This window comes from Phyllobacterium sp. LjRoot231 (genome assembly GCF_964253365.1).
Lineage (GTDB): Bacteria > Pseudomonadota > Alphaproteobacteria > Rhizobiales > Rhizobiaceae > Phyllobacterium.
In genome coordinates, this window is the sequence record NZ_CAXUQT020000001.1 from 82,650 (window position 1) to 100,650 (window position 18,001).

At 56.4% G+C, this 18,001-nt stretch carries 16 protein-coding genes; 1 reads left to right on the forward strand and 15 read right to left on the reverse strand.

Annotated features, from left to right (window positions below; genetic code table 11):
* Positions 1-5: 5 nt before the first annotated feature.
* The 8 genes from pnp to rimP form a co-directional block, all read right to left on the reverse strand.
* Positions 6-2,147 (reverse strand): polyribonucleotide nucleotidyltransferase, encoded by a 2,142-nt coding sequence (gene pnp, locus ACSQ3H_RS00405; protein WP_436115206.1) that lies wholly within the window; start codon positions 2,145-2,147, stop codon positions 6-8.
* Positions 2,148-2,364: 217 nt separating this feature from the next.
* Positions 2,365-2,739 carry a 30S ribosomal protein S15 gene (rpsO, locus tag ACSQ3H_RS00410; protein WP_436119298.1) on the reverse strand — a complete coding sequence of 125 codons (375 nt, stop codon included), beginning with the start codon at positions 2,737-2,739 and terminating at the stop codon, positions 2,365-2,367.
* Between the two features lie 46 nt (positions 2,740-2,785).
* Positions 2,786-3,760 (reverse strand): tRNA pseudouridine(55) synthase TruB, encoded by a 975-nt coding sequence (gene truB / locus ACSQ3H_RS00415; protein ID WP_436119299.1) that lies wholly within the window; start codon positions 3,758-3,760, stop codon positions 2,786-2,788.
* A 1-nt stretch (position 3,761) separates the two neighbouring features.
* Positions 3,762-4,226 (reverse strand): 30S ribosome-binding factor RbfA, encoded by a 465-nt coding sequence (gene rbfA / locus ACSQ3H_RS00420; protein WP_436115207.1) that lies wholly within the window; start codon positions 4,224-4,226, stop codon positions 3,762-3,764.
* Positions 4,227-4,322: 96 nt separating this feature from the next.
* Complete coding sequence (infB, locus tag ACSQ3H_RS00425; protein ID WP_436115208.1) at positions 4,323-7,058, reverse strand: translation initiation factor IF-2; 2,736 nt, start codon at positions 7,056-7,058, stop codon at positions 4,323-4,325.
* On the reverse strand, positions 7,055-7,708 hold the full coding sequence (locus ACSQ3H_RS00430; protein WP_436115209.1) for an RNA-binding protein: 654 nt from the start codon (positions 7,706-7,708) through the stop codon (positions 7,055-7,057). Before ACSQ3H_RS00430 ends, infB begins: the two co-directional genes overlap by 4 nt.
* Before the next feature lie 17 nt (positions 7,709-7,725).
* Positions 7,726-9,327 (reverse strand): transcription termination factor NusA, encoded by a 1,602-nt coding sequence (gene nusA / locus ACSQ3H_RS00435; protein ID WP_436115210.1) that lies wholly within the window; start codon positions 9,325-9,327, stop codon positions 7,726-7,728.
* Between the two features lie 66 nt (positions 9,328-9,393).
* Positions 9,394-10,065: a ribosome maturation factor RimP gene (rimP, locus tag ACSQ3H_RS00440; protein WP_436115211.1), complete on the reverse strand. Its 672-nt coding sequence runs from the start codon at positions 10,063-10,065 to the stop codon at positions 9,394-9,396.
* Between the two features lie 269 nt (positions 10,066-10,334).
* On the opposite strand from rimP, the gene ACSQ3H_RS00445 reads away from it, so the two are divergent.
* On the forward strand, positions 10,335-10,499 hold the full coding sequence (locus tag ACSQ3H_RS00445; protein ID WP_436115212.1) for a hypothetical protein: 165 nt from the start codon (positions 10,335-10,337) through the stop codon (positions 10,497-10,499).
* Between the two features lie 27 nt (positions 10,500-10,526).
* Here ACSQ3H_RS00445 and ACSQ3H_RS00450 read toward each other — a convergent pair whose 3' ends face one another.
* From ACSQ3H_RS00450 to lnt, 7 genes are all read right to left on the reverse strand, one after another.
* Positions 10,527-12,044: a tripartite tricarboxylate transporter permease gene (locus tag ACSQ3H_RS00450; protein ID WP_436115213.1), complete on the reverse strand. Its 1,518-nt coding sequence runs from the start codon at positions 12,042-12,044 to the stop codon at positions 10,527-10,529.
* A 14-nt stretch (positions 12,045-12,058) separates the two neighbouring features.
* A complete protein-coding gene (locus ACSQ3H_RS00455) occupies positions 12,059-12,541 on the reverse strand; it encodes a tripartite tricarboxylate transporter TctB family protein (RefSeq protein ID WP_436115214.1) in 483 nt (160 codons plus the stop codon).
* The gene (locus ACSQ3H_RS00460) at positions 12,538-13,488 is read right to left on the reverse strand and encodes a Bug family tripartite tricarboxylate transporter substrate binding protein (RefSeq protein ID WP_436115215.1); all 951 of its coding nucleotides are present in this window, start codon (positions 13,486-13,488) and stop codon (positions 12,538-12,540) included. Before ACSQ3H_RS00460 ends, ACSQ3H_RS00455 begins: the two co-directional genes overlap by 4 nt.
* Positions 13,489-13,725: 237 nt before the next feature.
* Positions 13,726-14,424 carry a tRNA (guanine(46)-N(7))-methyltransferase TrmB gene (trmB, locus tag ACSQ3H_RS00465; protein WP_436115216.1) on the reverse strand — a complete coding sequence of 233 codons (699 nt, stop codon included), beginning with the start codon at positions 14,422-14,424 and terminating at the stop codon, positions 13,726-13,728.
* A gap of 17 nt (positions 14,425-14,441) precedes the next feature.
* On the reverse strand, positions 14,442-15,707 hold the full coding sequence (metK, locus tag ACSQ3H_RS00470) for a methionine adenosyltransferase (protein ID WP_436115217.1): 1,266 nt from the start codon (positions 15,705-15,707) through the stop codon (positions 14,442-14,444).
* Between the two features lie 183 nt (positions 15,708-15,890).
* Positions 15,891-16,304: a helix-turn-helix domain-containing protein gene (locus ACSQ3H_RS00475; RefSeq protein WP_112526604.1), complete on the reverse strand. Its 414-nt coding sequence runs from the start codon at positions 16,302-16,304 to the stop codon at positions 15,891-15,893.
* Between the two features lie 100 nt (positions 16,305-16,404).
* Positions 16,405-17,991: an apolipoprotein N-acyltransferase gene (lnt, locus tag ACSQ3H_RS00480; RefSeq protein ID WP_436115218.1), complete on the reverse strand. Its 1,587-nt coding sequence runs from the start codon at positions 17,989-17,991 to the stop codon at positions 16,405-16,407.
* Between the last annotated feature and the right edge of the window lie 10 nt (positions 17,992-18,001).

Consider the following 18,001-nt stretch of genomic DNA (forward strand, 5'->3'; position numbering starts at 1 on the left):
GAAGATTACTCAGCGTCTTCCTGAGCCTTCTTTTCCTGAACGATTTCCTTGCCGGTTTCCTGGTCGACGACTTTCATCGACAGGCGAACCTTGCCGCGTTCGTCGAAGCCCATGAGCTTGACCCAGACCTTCTGGCCTTCCTTGACCACGTCTGAAGTCTTGGCAACACGATCCGAAGCCAACTGCGAAATGTGAACAAGACCATCGCGCGGACCGAAGAAATTGACGAATGCGCCGAAGTCAGCGGTCTTGACGACCGTGCCTTCATAGATCTCGCCAACTTCCGGCTCAGCAACGATGGAATGGATCCACTTGCGGGCAGCTTCGATTTCCTTGGCCGAGGACGATGCGATCTTTACAGTGCCATCATCTTCGATGTTGATCTTCGCGCCGGTCTTCTCGACGATTTCGCGAATGACCTTGCCGCCAGAACCGATAACGTCACGGATCTTGTCGGTCGGAATGTTCATGACTTCAATGCGCGGGGCAAATTCGCCAAGTTCTGAACGGCCTTCGGTAATGGCCTTCGCCATTTCGCCGAGGATATGCAGGCGGCCGTCCTTGGCCTGAGCGAGCGCAACCTTCATGATCTCTTCGGTGATGCCGTCGATCTTGATATCCATCTGCAAGGCAGTGATACCATTTTCCGACCCAGCAACCTTGAAATCCATGTCACCAAGATGATCTTCATCACCGAGGATATCGGAGAGAACAGCGAACTTCTCGCCTTCGAGGATCAGGCCCATGGCGATACCGGCAACTGGACGGAGCAGCGGAACACCCGCATCCATCAGAGCCAGCGAAGTGCCGCAAACCGTTGCCATCGAGGACGAACCATTGGATTCGGTGATCTCGGATACTGTACGAAGCGTGTAGGGGAACTGTTCCTTGGCAGGCAGAACCGGGTGGATAGCGCGCCAGGCGAGCTTGCCATGGCCGATTTCGCGACGGCCAGGAGACCCCATGCGACCTGTTTCACCGACCGAATAGGGCGGGAAATTGTAGTGAAGCATGAAGGTTTCTTTGTACATGCCAGTCAGCGAGTCGACATACTGTTCGTCTTCGCCAGTACCGAGCGTAGCAACAACGATGGCCTGTGTTTCACCGCGGGTGAACAGCGCCGAGCCGTGGGTGCGCGGTAGGAGGCCGACTTCCGAAACGATCGGACGAACGGTCTTCAAATCGCGGCCATCGATGCGGCTGCCGGTATCAAGAATGTTCCAGCGAACGATCTTCGCCTGAACCGACTTGAATACAGTTGCGATCTCTTCCCCCGAAAACTCAGGTTCTTCAACGCCTTCCGGGAAGAAATGCGCCTTGACCTTGGCCTTGGCAGCATCAACCGCATTGTAGCGCTTCTGCTTGTCAGTGATCTTGTAGGCATCGCGCAGATCAGCTTCGACAACCTTCAGCACAGCTGCTTCGGCCGCTGAAAGATCGTCCGTCTGGAAGTCACGCGGTTCCTTTGCAGCCACTTCAGCAAGCTTGATGATCGCATCGATGACCGGCTGGAAGGCGCGATGACCGAACATGACGGCGCCGAGCATGACGTCTTCAGCCAATTCCTTGGCTTCCGATTCAACCATGAGAACTGCATCGCCTGTACCGGCAACGACCAGATCGAGGCTCGATTCCGGCATTTCATCAACGGTCGGGTTCAGTCTGTATTCGCCGCCGATATAGCCGACGCGTGCGCCGCCGATCGGGCCCATGAATGGTACGCCGGAAAGCGTCAGGGCAGCGGAGGCGCCGATCATCGAAACGATATCGGGGTTATTCTCCAAATCGTGCTGGATAACGGTCAGAACGACCTGCGTGTCGTTCTTGTAACCATCAGCGAAGAGCGGGCGGATCGGACGGTCGATCAGACGCGAAACCAGTGTTTCGTTTTCGCTCGGACGGCCTTCACGCTTGAAGTAACCACCAGGGATCTTGCCGGCGGCGTAGGTCTTTTCCTGATAGTTGACGGTGAGCGGGAAGAAGTCCTGGCCTGGCTTCGGTTCCTTGGCGGAAACGACGGTGGCGAGTACGACGGTTTCGCCGTAGGTGGCGAGAACGGCGCCGTCAGCCTGACGGGCAATCTTGCCGGTTTCGAGAATGAGCGGACGGCCGCCCCATTCGATTTCAACTTTGTGTTGATTAAACATATCTTGTCCTTCAGTGGAGAAAAACGCGCTTCCCTTTGGATAGCAGCATCGATCTCCCGTTTCGATTTAGACCAATCACGGGCAAGACAATTTGCAACTCGCACTTTCGAGTTGCCAGCAATCCTGCCCCATGACCTGTCTCATGGTAGAATTCATTCCTCATCGGAATGAAAGAAACCGGCGGAGCGTCAGACGCTACCGCCGGTTCAATCCGTTATTAGCGGCGCAGGCCGAGCTTTTCGATCAGCGTCTGGTAACGGCCCTGATCAACTTTCTTGAGATAATCAAGAAGGCTGCGGCGCGTCGAGACAAGCTTGAGCAGACCACGGCGGGAATGGTTATCCTTCTTGTGGTCCTTGAAATGTTCGGTCAAATTGACAATGCGCTCTGTCAGAACGGCAACCTGGACTTCCGGAGAACCGGTATCGCCTGGCTTCGTTGCATATTCAGTTATCACTGCCTGCTTGCGTTCAGCGGTTATCGACATCGTATATCCTTTCTTTTGAAGAGGAAAACAGGATGCCCACGGCCGGGATGTCGTCCAGCGGGGGCCGGTTAAAGCGACAAGCAAAGCCGTCGCTGCGGGCCGTATAGTCGAAAATGCGATAAATTACCAGCCGCAAATGATTCTGGCGGTTTTAGGCCGTAAACACGCGCTTCGGCTGGAACTGGCCTTTCTCGATGAATCCGATTGCCAAAAGCTTACCCCTGCTGGTCACGCAGGCTTCGTCAGCTTCGACAGGTGCATCGCGCCCGCGCAGGATCACCGGATTGCCCATGCGAATACGATGCGCCTGATCATCGGAGACAGCTACCTGTGGCAGGCCTTCCAGCGCTGCGCCGGTATCGATGAGGAATGCATCCATCACCGAGAAACGTTCGGCCAACCGCTCGTAGGAGCGATCATCGCCTTCTTCGCCTTCAGTAGGCACAGGCGGGTGGGCAGCCTCCAACTCCGCGAGCGTAACGAAATCGGACTCGTCGAAGGGCGCAACCTCTATGCGGCGCAGATCGGAAATATGGCCGTAGCAGCCAAGATCGCGGCCCATATCGCGTGCAAGCGAGCGTACATAGGTGCCCTTGCCACATTCGACTTCGAAGATCGCTGTCGAGGCATCGGGTTGCTCGATCAGTTCCAGGCGGTCGATCTCCACTTCGCGGGAAGGTATCTCAACTTCCTCGCCGCCGCGGGCAAGATCGTAGGCGCGCTCGCCAGCGATTTTGATGGCCGAGAATTTGGGCGGAGTCTGTTGGATCACGCCAGTGTATTTCGGCAAAAGCGCCTTGATTGCGGCTTCGTCAGGCCGCACGTCCGAGGTTACGGTCACTTCGCCTTCAAGGTCATCCGTAGAGCGTTCGGCACCCCAGGTCACGGTAAAGCGATAGATCTTCGTTCCGTCCATGACATAGGGAACGGTCTTGGTCGCCTCGCCCAGCGCGATCGGCAACATTCCCGACGCCAGTGGGTCCAGCGTACCCGCATGACCGGCCTTTTCAGCCTTGAACAACCATTTGATCTTGGAAACAGCTTCCGTCGATCCCATACCTTTAGGCTTGTCGAAGATCAGCCAGCCGGAAACCGGACGGCCCTTTTTCTTGCGCTGCCGTGTCATCTTAGTCGTTACCGTCGCCGTCGTGGCCAGGAACGTCGCCTGGGTTAGGATCCCCGCCATCGTCGTCTTCATCATCATCGGCGAGATCGCGGGTGACTTCAGGCTTGCGTAGCAGGGCGTCGATCTTGGCGTAGTTGTCGAAGCTCGTATCGATGCGGAAACGGAATTCCGGCATATATTTCATCTGCTTGAGGTGAGGTGCAGCCCGGCCGCGAATAAACTTTGCATTCTTGTTCAGGGCGCTGATCACGCCTTCACTGTCCGTTGCACCGACTGGCGAGACGAAACAGGTAGCGATTTTCAGGTCGGGCGACATGCGGACTTCGGAAATGGCAATGACGGCATTTTCCAGCGTATCATCGCGAACGTCGCCGCGTTGAAGCACTTGGGAAACCGCGTGGCGCACCTGCTCGCTGACGCGCAACTGACGTTGAGAAGGGCCTGATCCTGTAGCAAAGCGAGCCATTAATTATTGTATCCCAAGAATTTCACATTCAAATAAGCAATGGATCGCCGGTTTTCATTCCGGCGATCCTGTCTTCAATGATTAGGGCGCTGCTCTTTAGAGCGTGCGGGTCACATGTTCGACGCGGAAAGCTTCGATCGTATCGCCTGCGCGCATGTCGTCGTAGTTTTCGAACGCCATACCGCATTCCTGGCCCGCTGGCACTTCGGTAACTTCGTCCTTGAAGCGCTTGAGTGTCTTGAGCTTGCCTTCGTGGATGACGACGTTGTCGCGGATAAGGCGGACGCCCGCACCACGTTCAACCTTGCCTTCCGTAACACGGCAGCCGGCAACCTTGCCGACCTTGGTGATGTTGAAGACTTCCAGAATTTCCGCATTACCGATGAAGGTTTCACGGCGTTCTGGTGAGAGAAGTCCGGACATCGCCGCTTTCACATCATCAACGAGATCGTAGATGATGTTGTAGTAGCGGATTTCGATGCCTTCGCGCTCGGCCAGATCACGCGCCTGCTTGTTAGCACGCACGTTGAAGCCGATGATCGCGGCGTTGGAGGCCTCCGCAAGAGCGATATCGCTCTCCGTGATACCGCCAGCACCCGAGTGGATGATGCGCGCGCGCACTTCGTCGGTTCCGAGTTTCTCCAGTGCGCCGGCAATGGCTTCGATCGAGCCTTGCACATCACCCTTGATGAGAAGCGGGAATTCCTTCAGCCCGGTTACCTGCAGCTGGCTCATCATCTGTTCGAGCGAACCGCGTGAACCGGCCTGACGTGCCACAGCCTTTTCACGGGCAAGACGCGTGCGGTATTCGGAAATCTCGCGCGCCTTGGCTTCGCTTTCAACAACAGCAAAGCGATCGCCGGCCTGCGGCGGTCCGCCAAGGCCAAGAACTTCAACCGGCATAGCCGGTCCGGCATCCTTCAGGTTCTCACCACGATCATTGACGAGCGCGCGGACACGTCCCCACTCGCTGCCGGCAACGATGATATCGCCGGGCTTTAGTGTGCCCTTCTGAACCAGAACGGTTGCAACCGAGCCGCGACCGCGATCAAGCTTGGCTTCGATCACAACACCTTCGGCCGTCCGGGTAGGATCGGCTTTGAGGTCGAGAACTTCGGCCTGAAGCAGGATCGTTTCAAGAAGCTTGTCGAGACCGGCACCGGTCTTCGCTGAAACTTCAACGTCGAGCGTTTCACCGCCCATCGATTCAACAAAGACTTCATGCTGAAGCAGGCCGTTACGGACCTTCTGCGGATCAGCCGACGGCTTGTCGATCTTGTTGATCGCAACGATGATCGGAACACCTGCTGCCTTGGCATGATTGATCGATTCGATCGTCTGCGGCATGACGCTGTCATCGGCTGCAACGACCAGAATGGCGATATCCGTTGCCTGAGCACCGCGGGCACGCATGGCCGTGAAGGCGGCGTGGCCCGGTGTATCGATGAAGGTGATCTTCTGACCGTTCTGCTCTACCTGATAAGCACCGATGTGCTGGGTAATGCCGCCAGCTTCACCGGAAACGACGTTGGCCTTGCGGATCGCATCGAGCAGCGAGGTCTTGCCGTGATCGACGTGACCCATAATGGTGACAACTGGCGGACGCGACACGAACGAGGCCTTGTCGTCCTGCACGTTGAAGATACCCTCTTCGACGTCGGACTCGGCAACGCGGCGGACCGTGTGGCCGAATTCTTCGGCGATCAGCTGAGCTGTATCAGCGTCGATCAGATCGCCCGGCTTCATCATCTGGCCTTCCTTCATGAGGAATTTGATGACATCGACGGAACGCTCGGCCATACGCTGAGCGAGTTCCTGGATTGTGATTGTCTCCGGCAGGATAACTTCACGCGCGATCTTCTCGCGGGTTTCCTGTTGCATGCCGCGCTTGAATTTCTCCTGGCGGCGGCGCATGGCGGAAAGGGAACGGCTGCGGCCCTCATCATTGAGCGCCGAGCCCAAGGTCAGCTTGCCACGGCGGCGTTCATCTTCGCCCTTGACGACCTTTGGCGTCCGGACTTCCGGTTTGGCCGGTACGGCACTGCTGCCACGGCGGGCACCAGCGGGACCACGGCGGTCATCATCCTCTTCAGCAACATTCGGCTTGCGTATCGCTGCTTTCAACGTTGCATCGTCAGCCGTCTTCAACTCGGGCTGGCGCTTGCGGGATTCTTCTTCTGCACGCTGCTTGGCCTCAGCTTCCTTACGCAGGCGCTCTTCTTCCTCAGCCTGACGGCGGGCAGATGCTTCACGTTCCTGAGCACGCAGCGCGTCGTCTTCGGCACGGCGGGCAGCCTCGATGGCAGCCTTGGCGCGATCTTCAGCATCACGGGCCTTCGAACCCTCGAGGGCCTTGCGGCGCGCTTCGAGTTCGGCGGTGGAAAGCGTATTCAGCACCATGCCGGAACGGTCGTTCGGACGCTGACCGGATGGACGATAAGTCTGCTGGGCCGGACGCTGCTGGGCAGGCGCGGCGGGACGCGCGCTTGTTTGAGGCGCCGGAGCGGACACGGCAGGAGCCGCCGGGCGCGGCGCCGGTGCAGAAGCAGCACTTGGCTGTGGTGCAGCAGATTGGGGCGGCGCAGGACGCACAGGCGCGGCTGGTGCAGCAGCCGGCGTTGGCGCAGGAGCAGCCACAACAGGAGGCGCAACCTCCGGCTTTTGATCCGGCAGGCTGAACTTGCGCTTCTTTGTTTCAACGACAACAGACTTCGTACGCCCATGGCTGAAGTTCTGACGCACTGTGCTCTGTTCAACGCCAGGCCGCTTCAGGGTCAGGGTCTTCTTATTGACGCCTAGCGTCTTGTCGTCTGTCGATTTTGTATCGCTCATTCCGTTTCCGTTTCCTTCGCGACAGTTGCCGCTTTAGCGTCGGCCACATCCGTGGGGCCATCGCGAAAATGCTGTAGCAGCCAAGCTCGTTTTATGAACCCGGCAGCTGCCTTCCCCTTGAGTACGGCAGCATGTATCACATTTACCCCACCCAATGCCAAATCCATTTCACTGCTTTCGAACAATGAAAGGGCGGGTATTTCCGGTCCGCCCGCATAAACAACCGAACGGCGGGCCTGGTCAAGTTTGCGGACACCATCTTCCGCCGCTTCGAAGGCATGAAGCACGAGTGCGGCAGTGCCATTGCGGATGGCAGAGTCCACTTTTGCGGCCCCTGTTACCACAACACCTGCCTTGCGCGCCAACCCAAAACTTCCGAGCGTTGATTTTGCAAGCATTTGGTCCACGACCAATCCGAAATCATCCGGAACAATGACATTGCTTTTCAATGCGCGCGGTAAGAGCTTTCGCTTGACCGCTTCATCAATATAGCGCCGCTGAGCCTTTATCCAACAACCCCGGCCGGGAAGATTGCGCTTCAAATCAGCCACAACCGCCCCATCTGGGCCGGCGACAAACCGGATCATGTCGTCGACAGAACCGCTTGTCCGCGTGACAATGCACGTTCTGTCGTTCATTTCCGGTTCCACGTCTGGATCGCTCGAAATTAGCCAGCGACCTCTTCTTCTGCCTCTGGTTCAGCTTCGGCAGCAGTAAGATCGTCTTCCGTGATCCAGCCAGCTTTCAGGCGCGCTGCAAGAACCATCTGTTCCGCATCGGCACGGCTGACTTCGAACGACGACAGAATGCCGGGATAGTTGATTGTCTCACCATCCTTGCGTTCACGCCAGCCGGTTAATTCATCAACCGCATATCCGGCAAAGTCTTCGATCGTCTTGACGCCATCTTCGCCGACAGCCACGAGAATGGCATTCGTCATGCCTGGCAGATCGCGAAGTTCATCGGTGACACCCAATTCCTTGCGGCGGGCGTCGCGTTCTTCTTCGATACGGCCAAGATATTCCTGGGCGCGCTGCTGGATTTCAGTCGCCGTGTCCTCATCGAAACCATCGATAGAGGAAATGTCATCGGCATCCACATAAGCGATTTCTTCGACGCTGGCAAAACCTTCGGAGGCAAGAACCTGACCGACCATCTCGTCGACATCGAGAGCTTCCATGAAGAGGTTCGAGCGTTCGACGAATTCCTTCTGGCGGCGCTCCGATTCTTCCTGCTCGGTGAGGATATCGATATCCCAACCGGTCAGTTGCGAAGCGAGACGAACATTCTGGCCGCGACGACCGATCGCAAGTGATAGTTGGTCATCCGGGACCACAACTTCAATACGTTCGGCGTCTTCATCGAGAACAACTTTGGAAACTTCAGCAGGCTGAAGCGCGTTGACGATGAAGGATGCGGGCTCCGGCGACCAAGGAATGATGTCAATCTTTTCGCCCTGAAGCTCGCCGACAACAGCCTGAACGCGCGAACCGCGCATACCGACGCAGGCACCGACCGGATCGATCGAGGAATCGCGGGAAATGACGGCGATCTTGGCGCGGGAGCCCGGATCGCGGGCTACCGACTTGATCTCGATGATGCCGTCATAGATTTCCGGCACTTCCATGGTGAAGAGTTTTGCCATGAACTGCGGATGCGTACGGCTCAGGAAAATCTGCGGGCCACGCTGTTCGCGGCGCACGTCATAAACATAGGCGCGAACGCGATCGCCGTAGCGGAAGGTTTCGCGCGGGATCAGCTCGTCACGGCGTACGATTGCTTCACCACGGCCGAGATCGACGATCACATTGCCATATTCAACACGCTTGACGCTGCCATTGATGATTTCGCCAACACGGTCCTTGTACTCGTCATACTGACGATCGCGCTCTGCTTCGCGCACTTTCTGGACGATGACCTGCTTGGCGGATTGTGCGGCGATACGGCCAAAATCCATCGGAGGCAGCTGGTCGGCAAGAAAATCGCCCGGCTGCGCATCTGGATTGCGGTCCCGCGCTGCTTCCATGCTGATCTGGGTGACCGGATCTTCGACATTGTCGACCACCTCAAGCAGACGCTGAAGCTTGATCTCACCGGTCTTGGCGTTGATATCGGCCCGAATATTCGTTTCCTGGCCATAACGCGAGCGCGCGGCTTTCTGAATGGCATCGGCCATCGCCGCAATCACGATCTCGCGGTCAATCGACTTCTCGCGTGCCACCGCATCGGCGATCTGCAGAAGTTCTAGCCTGTTTGCACTGACTGCCATGTTCTTCTCCTTGAAGGTTCCCCTTGGGGGTTCACCGCCACGCTTCTCCTGCGGGCGTATGAAATATCAATTCTGTTTTGTCTGTTCCTGCCCGGCGGTTGAAGCTTCTTCCGCCTCGCCTGCCGCGCCAGCGCTGTCCTCCCGAATCCGGCCTTCGCGCAAATCCTTGTCACGACGCAACGCATCGCGAATGAGGTCGTCCGTCAGGATAAGCCGCGCTTCCGAAATCATCTCGAACGGGACCTCTACGACGGGTTTGTCGCCATAGCTCGCCTGATCGCTCTCGACCGTAACGCCCTCGGCTGAAACCTCGGCTATGCGGCCACGAAACTTCTTGCGCCCTTCGAGAACGGCAGATGTATCGATCTTGGCGATATGGCCGATCCAGGTGACGAAATCCGATTTGCGGACCAAAGGACGATCGATACCCGGGGACGACACTTCCAAGTGGTAGTGCCGGTCGATCGGATCCTCGACATCGAGCACCGGCGACAATGTCCGGCTGACGAGTTCGCAATCCTCGACAGTCATCGTGCCATCGTGGCGCTCCGTCATGATCTGCAATGTCAAACCATTGAGGCCAGAAAGCCGAACGCGCACCAGACGGAAGCCAATCGACTCCAACACCGGCTCGATAATACCAGCTACGCGGGCATCGACACCCGTTTCCGTAATAATCCGTTCGTCCGCACCCTCGATCGGGGCCGTTTCGTGTTCCGTATTAGCGCCGTCTGTCACGCAAAGATTTTCCCTGTTTCGGCCTTAAGAAACGAAAAAGAGCGGGACCGGTCTGGACCCACTCCTGTTCTATCGACCAAGAATATGACTTCTATATACCGAATTGGCATCCGGGTTTCAAGCGCAGAGGTGAATTTCTGCCGACTTGTTTACGATCGGTGAATTTCGGCATGCATATTCGCATGGCTGCCCTGCAGTATTGAACCTAAACTTATCAGTGTCTTCATCCTATTTATGTTGCAGTGCAATATTTGCCAAAGGATGAAAAAATGTCAAAAACCCAAAAGCTTTCAAAGATCGGTAGTTTTTTCCGCGCGTTTGGAAGTGCTGTGGCCGTTGCTGAAGCCACCCGTCTTGGCCATCAGCCAGTAGCCTCGGACCTCCGTGCACTCGGCATTGACCCGGTACAGTTCAAAGCTATCTACCGGAGCTAATCTCCGGTAGATAGGCGTTACGCTTCGTCAGTCCTCGTTCGCCGCTAGGGCGGCCAGAACTTTGCCCTTGCCGCGGGCCCGCAGAATAAGTGGAACGACGACGGCGCACACGGCAAGCAACAATAGTATCACTGATATGGGCGAGCCGACAAAGACAGTGAGATCGCCTTGGCTGATTTGCAGTGCCCTCCGGAAATGTATCTCCGCCATAGGTCCGAGAATTAAACCCACGACAACGGGCGCAATCGGATAGCCAAAAAGGCGCAGGAAATAACCGAGCAGGCCAAACAACAGCAACATACCCAGCTCAAACGTCGAGGGGTTGGCGCCAATCGTTCCTAGCGTCGCAAACACGAGGATGCCGGCATAGAGCCAATGTCTCGGTATCGACAACAGTCGGACCCACAGCCCGACGAGCGGCAAATTCAGAACCAGCAGCATGAAATTGGCAACGAGCAAGCTGGCAATCAAGCCCCAGACGAGTTGCGGATTGGTGGCAAACAACAGCGGCCCCGGTTGCAGACCGAATTGCTGAAAGCCTGCCAGCATGATCGCGGCCGTCGCGCTCGTCGGAAGACCAAGCGTTAGCAGGGGAACAAGCGTGCCCGCAGCCGATGCGTTGTTGGCTGCCTCGGGACCGGCTACGCCTTCAATGGCGCCATGGCCAAATTCTTCCGGTTTTTTCGAAAGCTGCTTTTCCACAGAATAAGACAGGAATGTTCCAATCTCTGCACCGCCGGCCGGCATCGCGCCGATCGGGAAACCGATAAATGTGCCCCGAAGCCATGGCTTCCATGAACGCGACCAGTCTTCCCTGTTCATCCAGACGGACCCTTTGACCGGCTCGATTTTTCCTTCGCCGGTGCTTTTCGATGCAGCGACACTCAACGTTTCACCGATCGCAAACAGCGCAACGGCAAGTGTCGTAATCTCAACGCCATCGGTGAGATCCGGAATGCCGAACCCTAGGCGCACCTGTCCCGACAGCCCGTCCGCTCCGATCAGGCCGAGCGCGAGGCCGATGAACAGCGCGGTGAGACCACGCAAGGTGGAATCGCCGAAAGCCGCCGAAACAGTCATGAAAGCCAGCATCATTAGGGCAAAGTATTCTGCTTCGCCAAAGGAAAGCGCGAATTTGACGATGGTAGGAGCAATTAGCGCCAGCGCCATGGTCGCGATCAACCCGGCCACGAAGGAACCGATCGCGGCCGTCGCCAGAGCGGGACCACCTCGCCCGGCGCGCGCCATCTTGTTACCCTCGAGCGCAGTGACGATTGATGCACTTTCACCCGGCGTATTCAGAAGAATTGACGTAGTCGAGCCGCCATACATGCCGCCATAATAGATACCGGCAAACATGATAAGCGAACCTGCAGGATCGAGCTTATAGGTAACCGGCAGCAACAACGCGACCGTGAGAGCCGGTCCAATACCGGGCAGAACGCCTACAGCCGTGCCCAATGTTACGCCGATAAGGGCGTAAAGCAGATTGAACGGCTGGAATGCGACGGCAAAACCATGTGCCAATAGGGTAAAACTATCCATAGTCGGATCTGTCCTTAAATGAGGCGTTCAAGCGGTCCAGCCGGGAGCGATAATTGTAGCCCCTTGGCGAAGATGACCCAGATTATAAATGAAAGAACAATGCCGAGGGGGATCGTCATCCACAACGGACCCTTGCCGAACCCACGCGCGGTCGCGGCAAAAAGCAGACCTGTTGCGATGGCAAAACCCGTTACATGCAAAAGGAGCATCTGTGCGGCAAGGCCGCCTATGATCCAGATAACGGGTTGAATCTGTTGTTCCTCGCGTTCCGGAAAGTCACCGCGCATCGCCTCAAAAGCAGTCCAGATCGCCAGAATAAAGAGGCCGCCGGCAATCGTGTAGGGAAAAACTGACGGACCGATGCGCGTCGCGCTGCCGCCAACGGCGGTTACCGTGCTGTAGGCGATTATCGCAGCAACAATTGCGATACCAACGGCAATGGCCAGCGCCGCCCGATCAGGGCGACGCGTTTCGGAACTCGGCGCTTCTTGTGTCATTTTACGAGGCCAATATCTTTCAGGATGGCTGCTGTTGCGTCGGTATCCTTCTTCAGCTGAGCCTTGAACTCGGCACCAGCAAGATAGGTATCAGCCCAGCCCTTGGCTTTGAGCTGTTCCTGCCAGGTCTTCGACTTCACCAGTTTTTCGACGTCGGCACTAATTGCAGCTTCCTGTTCCGGCGTGATGCCGGGAGGCGCTGCAATCATGCGCCAGTTCTGGATGGCGACATCTACGCCGCCTTCCTTGAAGGTCGGCGCATCGATACCCTCGACCTTTGCATCGCTGGAAATGCCGATGATGCGCAGAGCGCCGGACTTGATCTGCGATTCGAACTCACCGTAACCGGAAATGCCGACTGTGACCTGTCCGCCAAGAAGAGCAGCCAAAGCTTCACCGCCACCGGAGAAGGCAACGTAGTTGATCTTTGTCGGGTCGACGCCAACAGCCTTTGCGATCAGACCTGAAGTGATCTGGTCAGTACCGCCAGCTGAACCGCCAGCCCAAGAAACTGCGCCAGGGTCAGCCTTCAGCTTTTCGACAAGTTCGGCCATTGTCTTGATCGGCGATGCCGCAGGAACGACGAGCGCCTCGAATTCGCCCGTCAGGCGAGCGATCGGAGTAACCTGGTCCAGTGTTACAGGGGATGCGTTCGTCAGAATGGCGCCCACCATGACATAGCCGCCGACCATCAGCTGCGAGGGGTCACCCTTGGCCGAGTTTGCGAATTGAGCGAGCCCAATTGTACCGCCCGCGCCTGGCACATTCACAACCTGAACGCTGCCGGAAATTTTCTCGTCCTGCAGTGAACTCTGGATCGTGCGAGCAGTCTGATCCCAACCGCCACCTGGAGCTGCTGGAGCCATGATTTTGTAATCGGCGGCGAAGGCCTGGCCGGACAAAACCATCGCCCCGGCGGCCGCAAAAGCAAGCAACATCTTACGCATTCTGGAAGTCCCTCCCATGACGGCCATCGGCCGTCTGTTTTTGATAGATACTGAAGAAAACGGGAAGATGCCGATGTGTATTAAACCGGGTGGCAAAGATGCCAAAATCCCTGGTTCGACGACATTAATATACGGACAGCCTCCCAGCGGTCTCCTCATCCTTAAAATGATACTAGAAAACTGTCAGGAAGCTGTCACGCGAAATGAAGAATTAACGCGATCGCATCACGGATGATATTACAGGCGCAGAAAAGTCAGGTAGCCGCCAATGCGGCCTTCGCGATGGGCTTTCTGCTCGTAACGGGTGCCTGGCCAGGCTTCGTAAGGCGTGTGCCAATCGGCGGAAGTCTCCGCTTGCCACTCAAATTCCCCGTGCGCGTGGCAATGCTGCAGCGTCCAGTTCACATACGTGTCGATGTCGGAAGCAAACCGGAAACGACTCCCGGACTTCAGTACACGGGCAAAACGGTCGAGATTCTTCTGGCTGACGAAGCGGCGTTTCCAGTGCTTCCTCTTCGGCCATGGATCGGGATAGAACAGATCGATGCCGTCCAAGGAGTTGGCCGGCAACCAGTCGAGGACCTGTGTTGCATCATCATCGTAGAGCCGAATATTCAGCAGCGGATTTTCGTGGAGATCAACGACGAGTTTCGCCATGCTGTTGACAAAGGGCTCTACGCCGATGAAGCCGGATTTCGGACAACGTCCCGCCTCATGCAACAGATGTTCGCCGCCGCCAAAGCCAATTTCCAACCGCACCGTTTCGACCTCCGCAGAAAAGAGACTGCGGAGGTCGGCAGGTGCCGGCGTGGCCAGATCGAGTTTGAGCAGCGGCAGCAGTTCATCACGAATGGAACGCTGCAAAGGGCGCAGCGCTTTACCGCTTCTTCTGCCGAAGAACGCCTCTGTTGAACGCTCGCGTCGTGCCTCAGTCATAGGATCGCAATGGCCGTTCAGGCGGCCAGAGCGGACTTCAACTGCTTGGCCAGATCGGTCTTCTCCCAGGAGAAGGAACCATCACGGCCAGGCTTGCGGCCGAAATGGCCATAAGCGGACGTCTTGGCATAGATCGGCTTGTTGAGATCGAGATGCTTGCGGATGCCGGTGGGCGAAAGATCCATGACCTTGCGCAGCGCTTCTTCAACCGCGGCTTCCTTGACTGTGCCAGTTCCATGCAGATCGACATAGACCGACAGTGGCTGGGCGACACCGATCGCATAAGCGAGCTGGATCGTGCAGCGGTCGGCAAAACCGGCGGCAACGACATTCTTCGCCAGATAGCGCGCAGCATAAGCGGCGGAACGATCGACCTTGGTCGTGTCCTTGCCGGAGAATGCGCCGCCGCCATGAGGCGCAGCACCGCCATAAGTGTCAACGATGATCTTGCGACCGGTTAGTCCGGCATCGCCATCGGGACCGCCGATAACGAACTTGCCGGTCGGATTGATGTACCAGACACAATCATCTGCGATCTTCAGATCGCCCAAGGCTTCGCGAATATAAGGCTCGACGACCTTGCGAACCTTCTTGGAGTCCCAACTGGCGTCAAGATGCTGCGTCGAGAGCACAATCTGCGTGGTTTCGGCTGCTACGCCATCGATGTAGCGGACCGTAACCTGGCTCTTTGCATCAGGGCCGAGCCTGCCGGCATCGCCTTCACCCTTGTGACGGGCGGCGGCCAGAAGTTCCAGAATCTTGTGGGAATAATAGATTGGGGCGGGCATCAGGTCCGGCGTCTCGCGGCAGGCATAGCCAAACATGATCCCTTGATCACCAGCGCCTTCTTCACCCTGGCGGTCGGCGGCATTATCGACGCCCTGCGCAATGTCAGCGGATTGCGGGTGCAGGAGCACTTCGATCTTTGCGGTCTTCCAGTTGAAACCGTCCTGCTCGTAGCCGATTTCGCGGATGGCGCGGCGGGCAGCGGCGCGAAAGCGCGAAGGATTGATAACCGGATGTCCCTTGGCGTCTTTCAGCACGACGCCGTTCTTGTCTTTCTTCAGCAATGTGTCAGGCACACGCACTTCACCGGCAATCACGACGCGGTTGGTGGTTGCCAGCGTTTCGCAAGCAATGCGTACAGTCCACGGATCAACGCCCGTCTTCTTTGCTTCTTTGTAGATCATGTCTACGATTTCATCGGAAATTCGGTCACAGACCTTGTCTGGATGACCTTCCGATACGGACTCACTGGTAAAAAGATAAGAACTGCGTGTCACGGGGAACCCCTCTTGAAAGCGAACGAATGCCCCAACCAGCAAAGTCTGAGTTGGGCAGCGTAGTCTTTGCCAAGGTAGAGGGGATCAGTCAATTGCTTTCATTTTCAAACAAATGGCAGTTTGAGAATTTTTTTCTAAAGCTTGAGAAAGCGCTTTCATCTCCGAACCCGCATTTTCAGCCGATTATTCTTCTTCGTGACCCAGTGTACGGACAAGATCGAGAATTTTCCGCCTTATCTTTGCATCGCCGATCTTCGCAAATGCACGGGCAAGTTGAATACCCTCGGAACTATTAAGGAAGCCGACGACATAAGTGGTCTCGCTCTCCTCCTCGAACCCCTTGGGCTTGTCGGATTGACCGGGCATGTCGTCGAAGAAAAACGTGACAGGCACATTGAGAATATTCCCAATGGCCTGCAAGCGGCTGGCGCCGACACGATTCATACCCTTTTCATATTTCTGGATCTGCTGAAATGTTATTCCAAGGCTCTCACCGAGTTTTTCCTGGCTCAATCCAATCATGTTGCGTCGCAACCTAATGCGCGCACCCACGTGTACGTCTACGGGATTTGGTCTCTTCTTATTAGTATCAGTCATAAAAATCTCATTCGTATGAAATGAAGCTGAAAACGAATTTTATCATCAATGTATCAACGGGCCAAATAAGGCTTTATTCGATAGGTCCACGTCTGAAATGTCAACTAACCCTCGTCCTATGGCGAAAAAAATAAGCCAGCGTTACAACCAGAATAATGCCAATTACAATCCAGAATTGAAAATGACGCGCACCTTCACGAATTGGTAGTTCCACTTTCGTTGGAAGAGCGACATCAATCACGCCAACAGCGTTGAGCGCCAATGCGTCGATGATTCGGCCATAGGGATCTATTACAGCAGAGAGTCCATTGTTGGCAGCCCTAACAAGGGGCAGTCCCTGCTCCACAGCGCGCAATTGAGCCTGCCGAAAATGCTGGTAAGGACCCGGCGTGTCTCCATACCAGGCATCGTTCGTGACGTTGACAATGGCGTCGGCGCGCGGTCCTTCATAGGACATTTCGGCTGGAAAAATCGCTTCGTAACAGATGAGGGGCAAAGCGGTGAAATTGTTCCCGACGGCAAGCGAACGACGGGTCGTCGCAGCTGTGAAACCGCCGGGCAGCTCGATGACTTCGCTGATGCCGAACCTGCGTAGGATGTTCTCCAGCGGTACGTATTCTCCAAAGGGAACGAGATGGACCTTGTCTACTGCGCCGGTGATTTCTCCCTCGGCGTCGATTGCATAGATCGAATTGTAGTAAAGCGCCGCATCACTGCCGCCCGGCTCCTCCATTCGAATGGCGCCTGCCAGCAGGACCTGATCATCCATCAGAACGTCGGCTATACTCTTCAGCGCTTCCGGCGTCTTCGTCAGAATATAAGGAACCGCTGTTTCCGGCCAAACAATTAGCTGCGGTTTGGGCTTGCCGTCCTTCGGTGCTTCGCCGGTCATGGCGAGATATTTGTCTATTATGCCCCGGCGTGCGTCGGTATCCCATTTGAGATCCTGCGGGATCGATGGTTGCACGACGCGGACTTGCAGCCCTTTGGCTTCGACCTTCGCATTATTGAGACGATAGACGCCAAATCCGACGTGAGCGGATATCAGGACAAGGGCGAGAACAGTACCGGTTTTCAGACCGCGTCGGCCCGCCAGCAGCGCAGGCATGGAAAAAACGATCACGGCCAGCACATTCATCGCCAACAGCCCGACAATGACCGATGATTGCATTAGCACTGGCACCGGCATAGCCGCATAACCTATAGCATTCCACGGAAAGCCGGTGAGAACGAATGATCGTAGCCATTCGGCGATGCCGAAGCCAAAGGCAAGCGCCAGCACCCGGCCAAGACCGTCGCTCCATAGAAGCCGCGCCAGCGCAGTGGCGAAAGCGTAGAAAATGGCAAGAACAGCAGGTAGCCCGAGAATGGCAAAAGGGATAGCCCAAGCGAAATTCACAGCATCGACAAGCAGAGCATTGCCGATCCACCAGAGCCCGAATACGAAATAGCCAAAGCCGAACCACCAGCCCACCATCGCGGCTGGCAGCAAGCGGCGGATCGGACCGGCGCCGGCATTATCGACAGCCCCGTCGATGAGCCAGACAAGAACCGGGAATGAAACGAAACAAACGGCAAAGAAATCGTAGGGCGGAAGGGCGAAACTCGCGAGGGCACCCATGAGGAATGCCAGCGCAACCCGCCTCCAGCCTGACAGGAGAATGATTTTCCCGGCCAGACGCTGCATTACGTCCGCC

Excerpts from the sequence above, each read along its gene's own strand:
- pnp (WP_436115206.1), bottom strand. The coding sequence starts at position 2,147 with ATGTTTAATCAACACAAAGTTGAAATCGAATGGGGCGGCCGTCCGCTC.
- truB (WP_436119299.1), bottom strand. The coding sequence starts at position 3,760 with ATGACACGGCAGCGCAAGAAAAAGGGCCGTCCGGTTTCCGGCTGGCTG.
- rbfA (WP_436115207.1), bottom strand. The coding sequence starts at position 4,226 with ATGGCTCGCTTTGCTACAGGATCAGGCCCTTCTCAACGTCAGTTGCGC.
- infB (WP_436115208.1), bottom strand. The coding sequence starts at position 7,058 with ATGAGCGATACAAAATCGACAGACGACAAGACGCTAGGCGTCAATAAG.
- nusA (WP_436115210.1), bottom strand. The coding sequence starts at position 9,327 with ATGGCAGTCAGTGCAAACAGGCTAGAACTTCTGCAGATCGCCGATGCG.
- ACSQ3H_RS00445 (WP_436115212.1), top strand. The coding sequence starts at position 10,335 with ATGTCAAAAACCCAAAAGCTTTCAAAGATCGGTAGTTTTTTCCGCGCG.
- ACSQ3H_RS00450 (WP_436115213.1), bottom strand. The coding sequence starts at position 12,044 with ATGGATAGTTTTACCCTATTGGCACATGGTTTTGCCGTCGCATTCCAG.
- ACSQ3H_RS00455 (WP_436115214.1), bottom strand. The coding sequence starts at position 12,541 with ATGACACAAGAAGCGCCGAGTTCCGAAACGCGTCGCCCTGATCGGGCG.
- ACSQ3H_RS00460 (WP_436115215.1), bottom strand. The coding sequence starts at position 13,488 with ATGCGTAAGATGTTGCTTGCTTTTGCGGCCGCCGGGGCGATGGTTTTG.
- trmB (WP_436115216.1), bottom strand. The coding sequence starts at position 14,424 with ATGACTGAGGCACGACGCGAGCGTTCAACAGAGGCGTTCTTCGGCAGA.
- ACSQ3H_RS00475 (WP_112526604.1), bottom strand. The coding sequence starts at position 16,304 with ATGACTGATACTAATAAGAAGAGACCAAATCCCGTAGACGTACACGTG.
- lnt (WP_436115218.1), bottom strand. The coding sequence starts at position 17,991 with ATGCAGCGTCTGGCCGGGAAAATCATTCTCCTGTCAGGCTGGAGGCGG.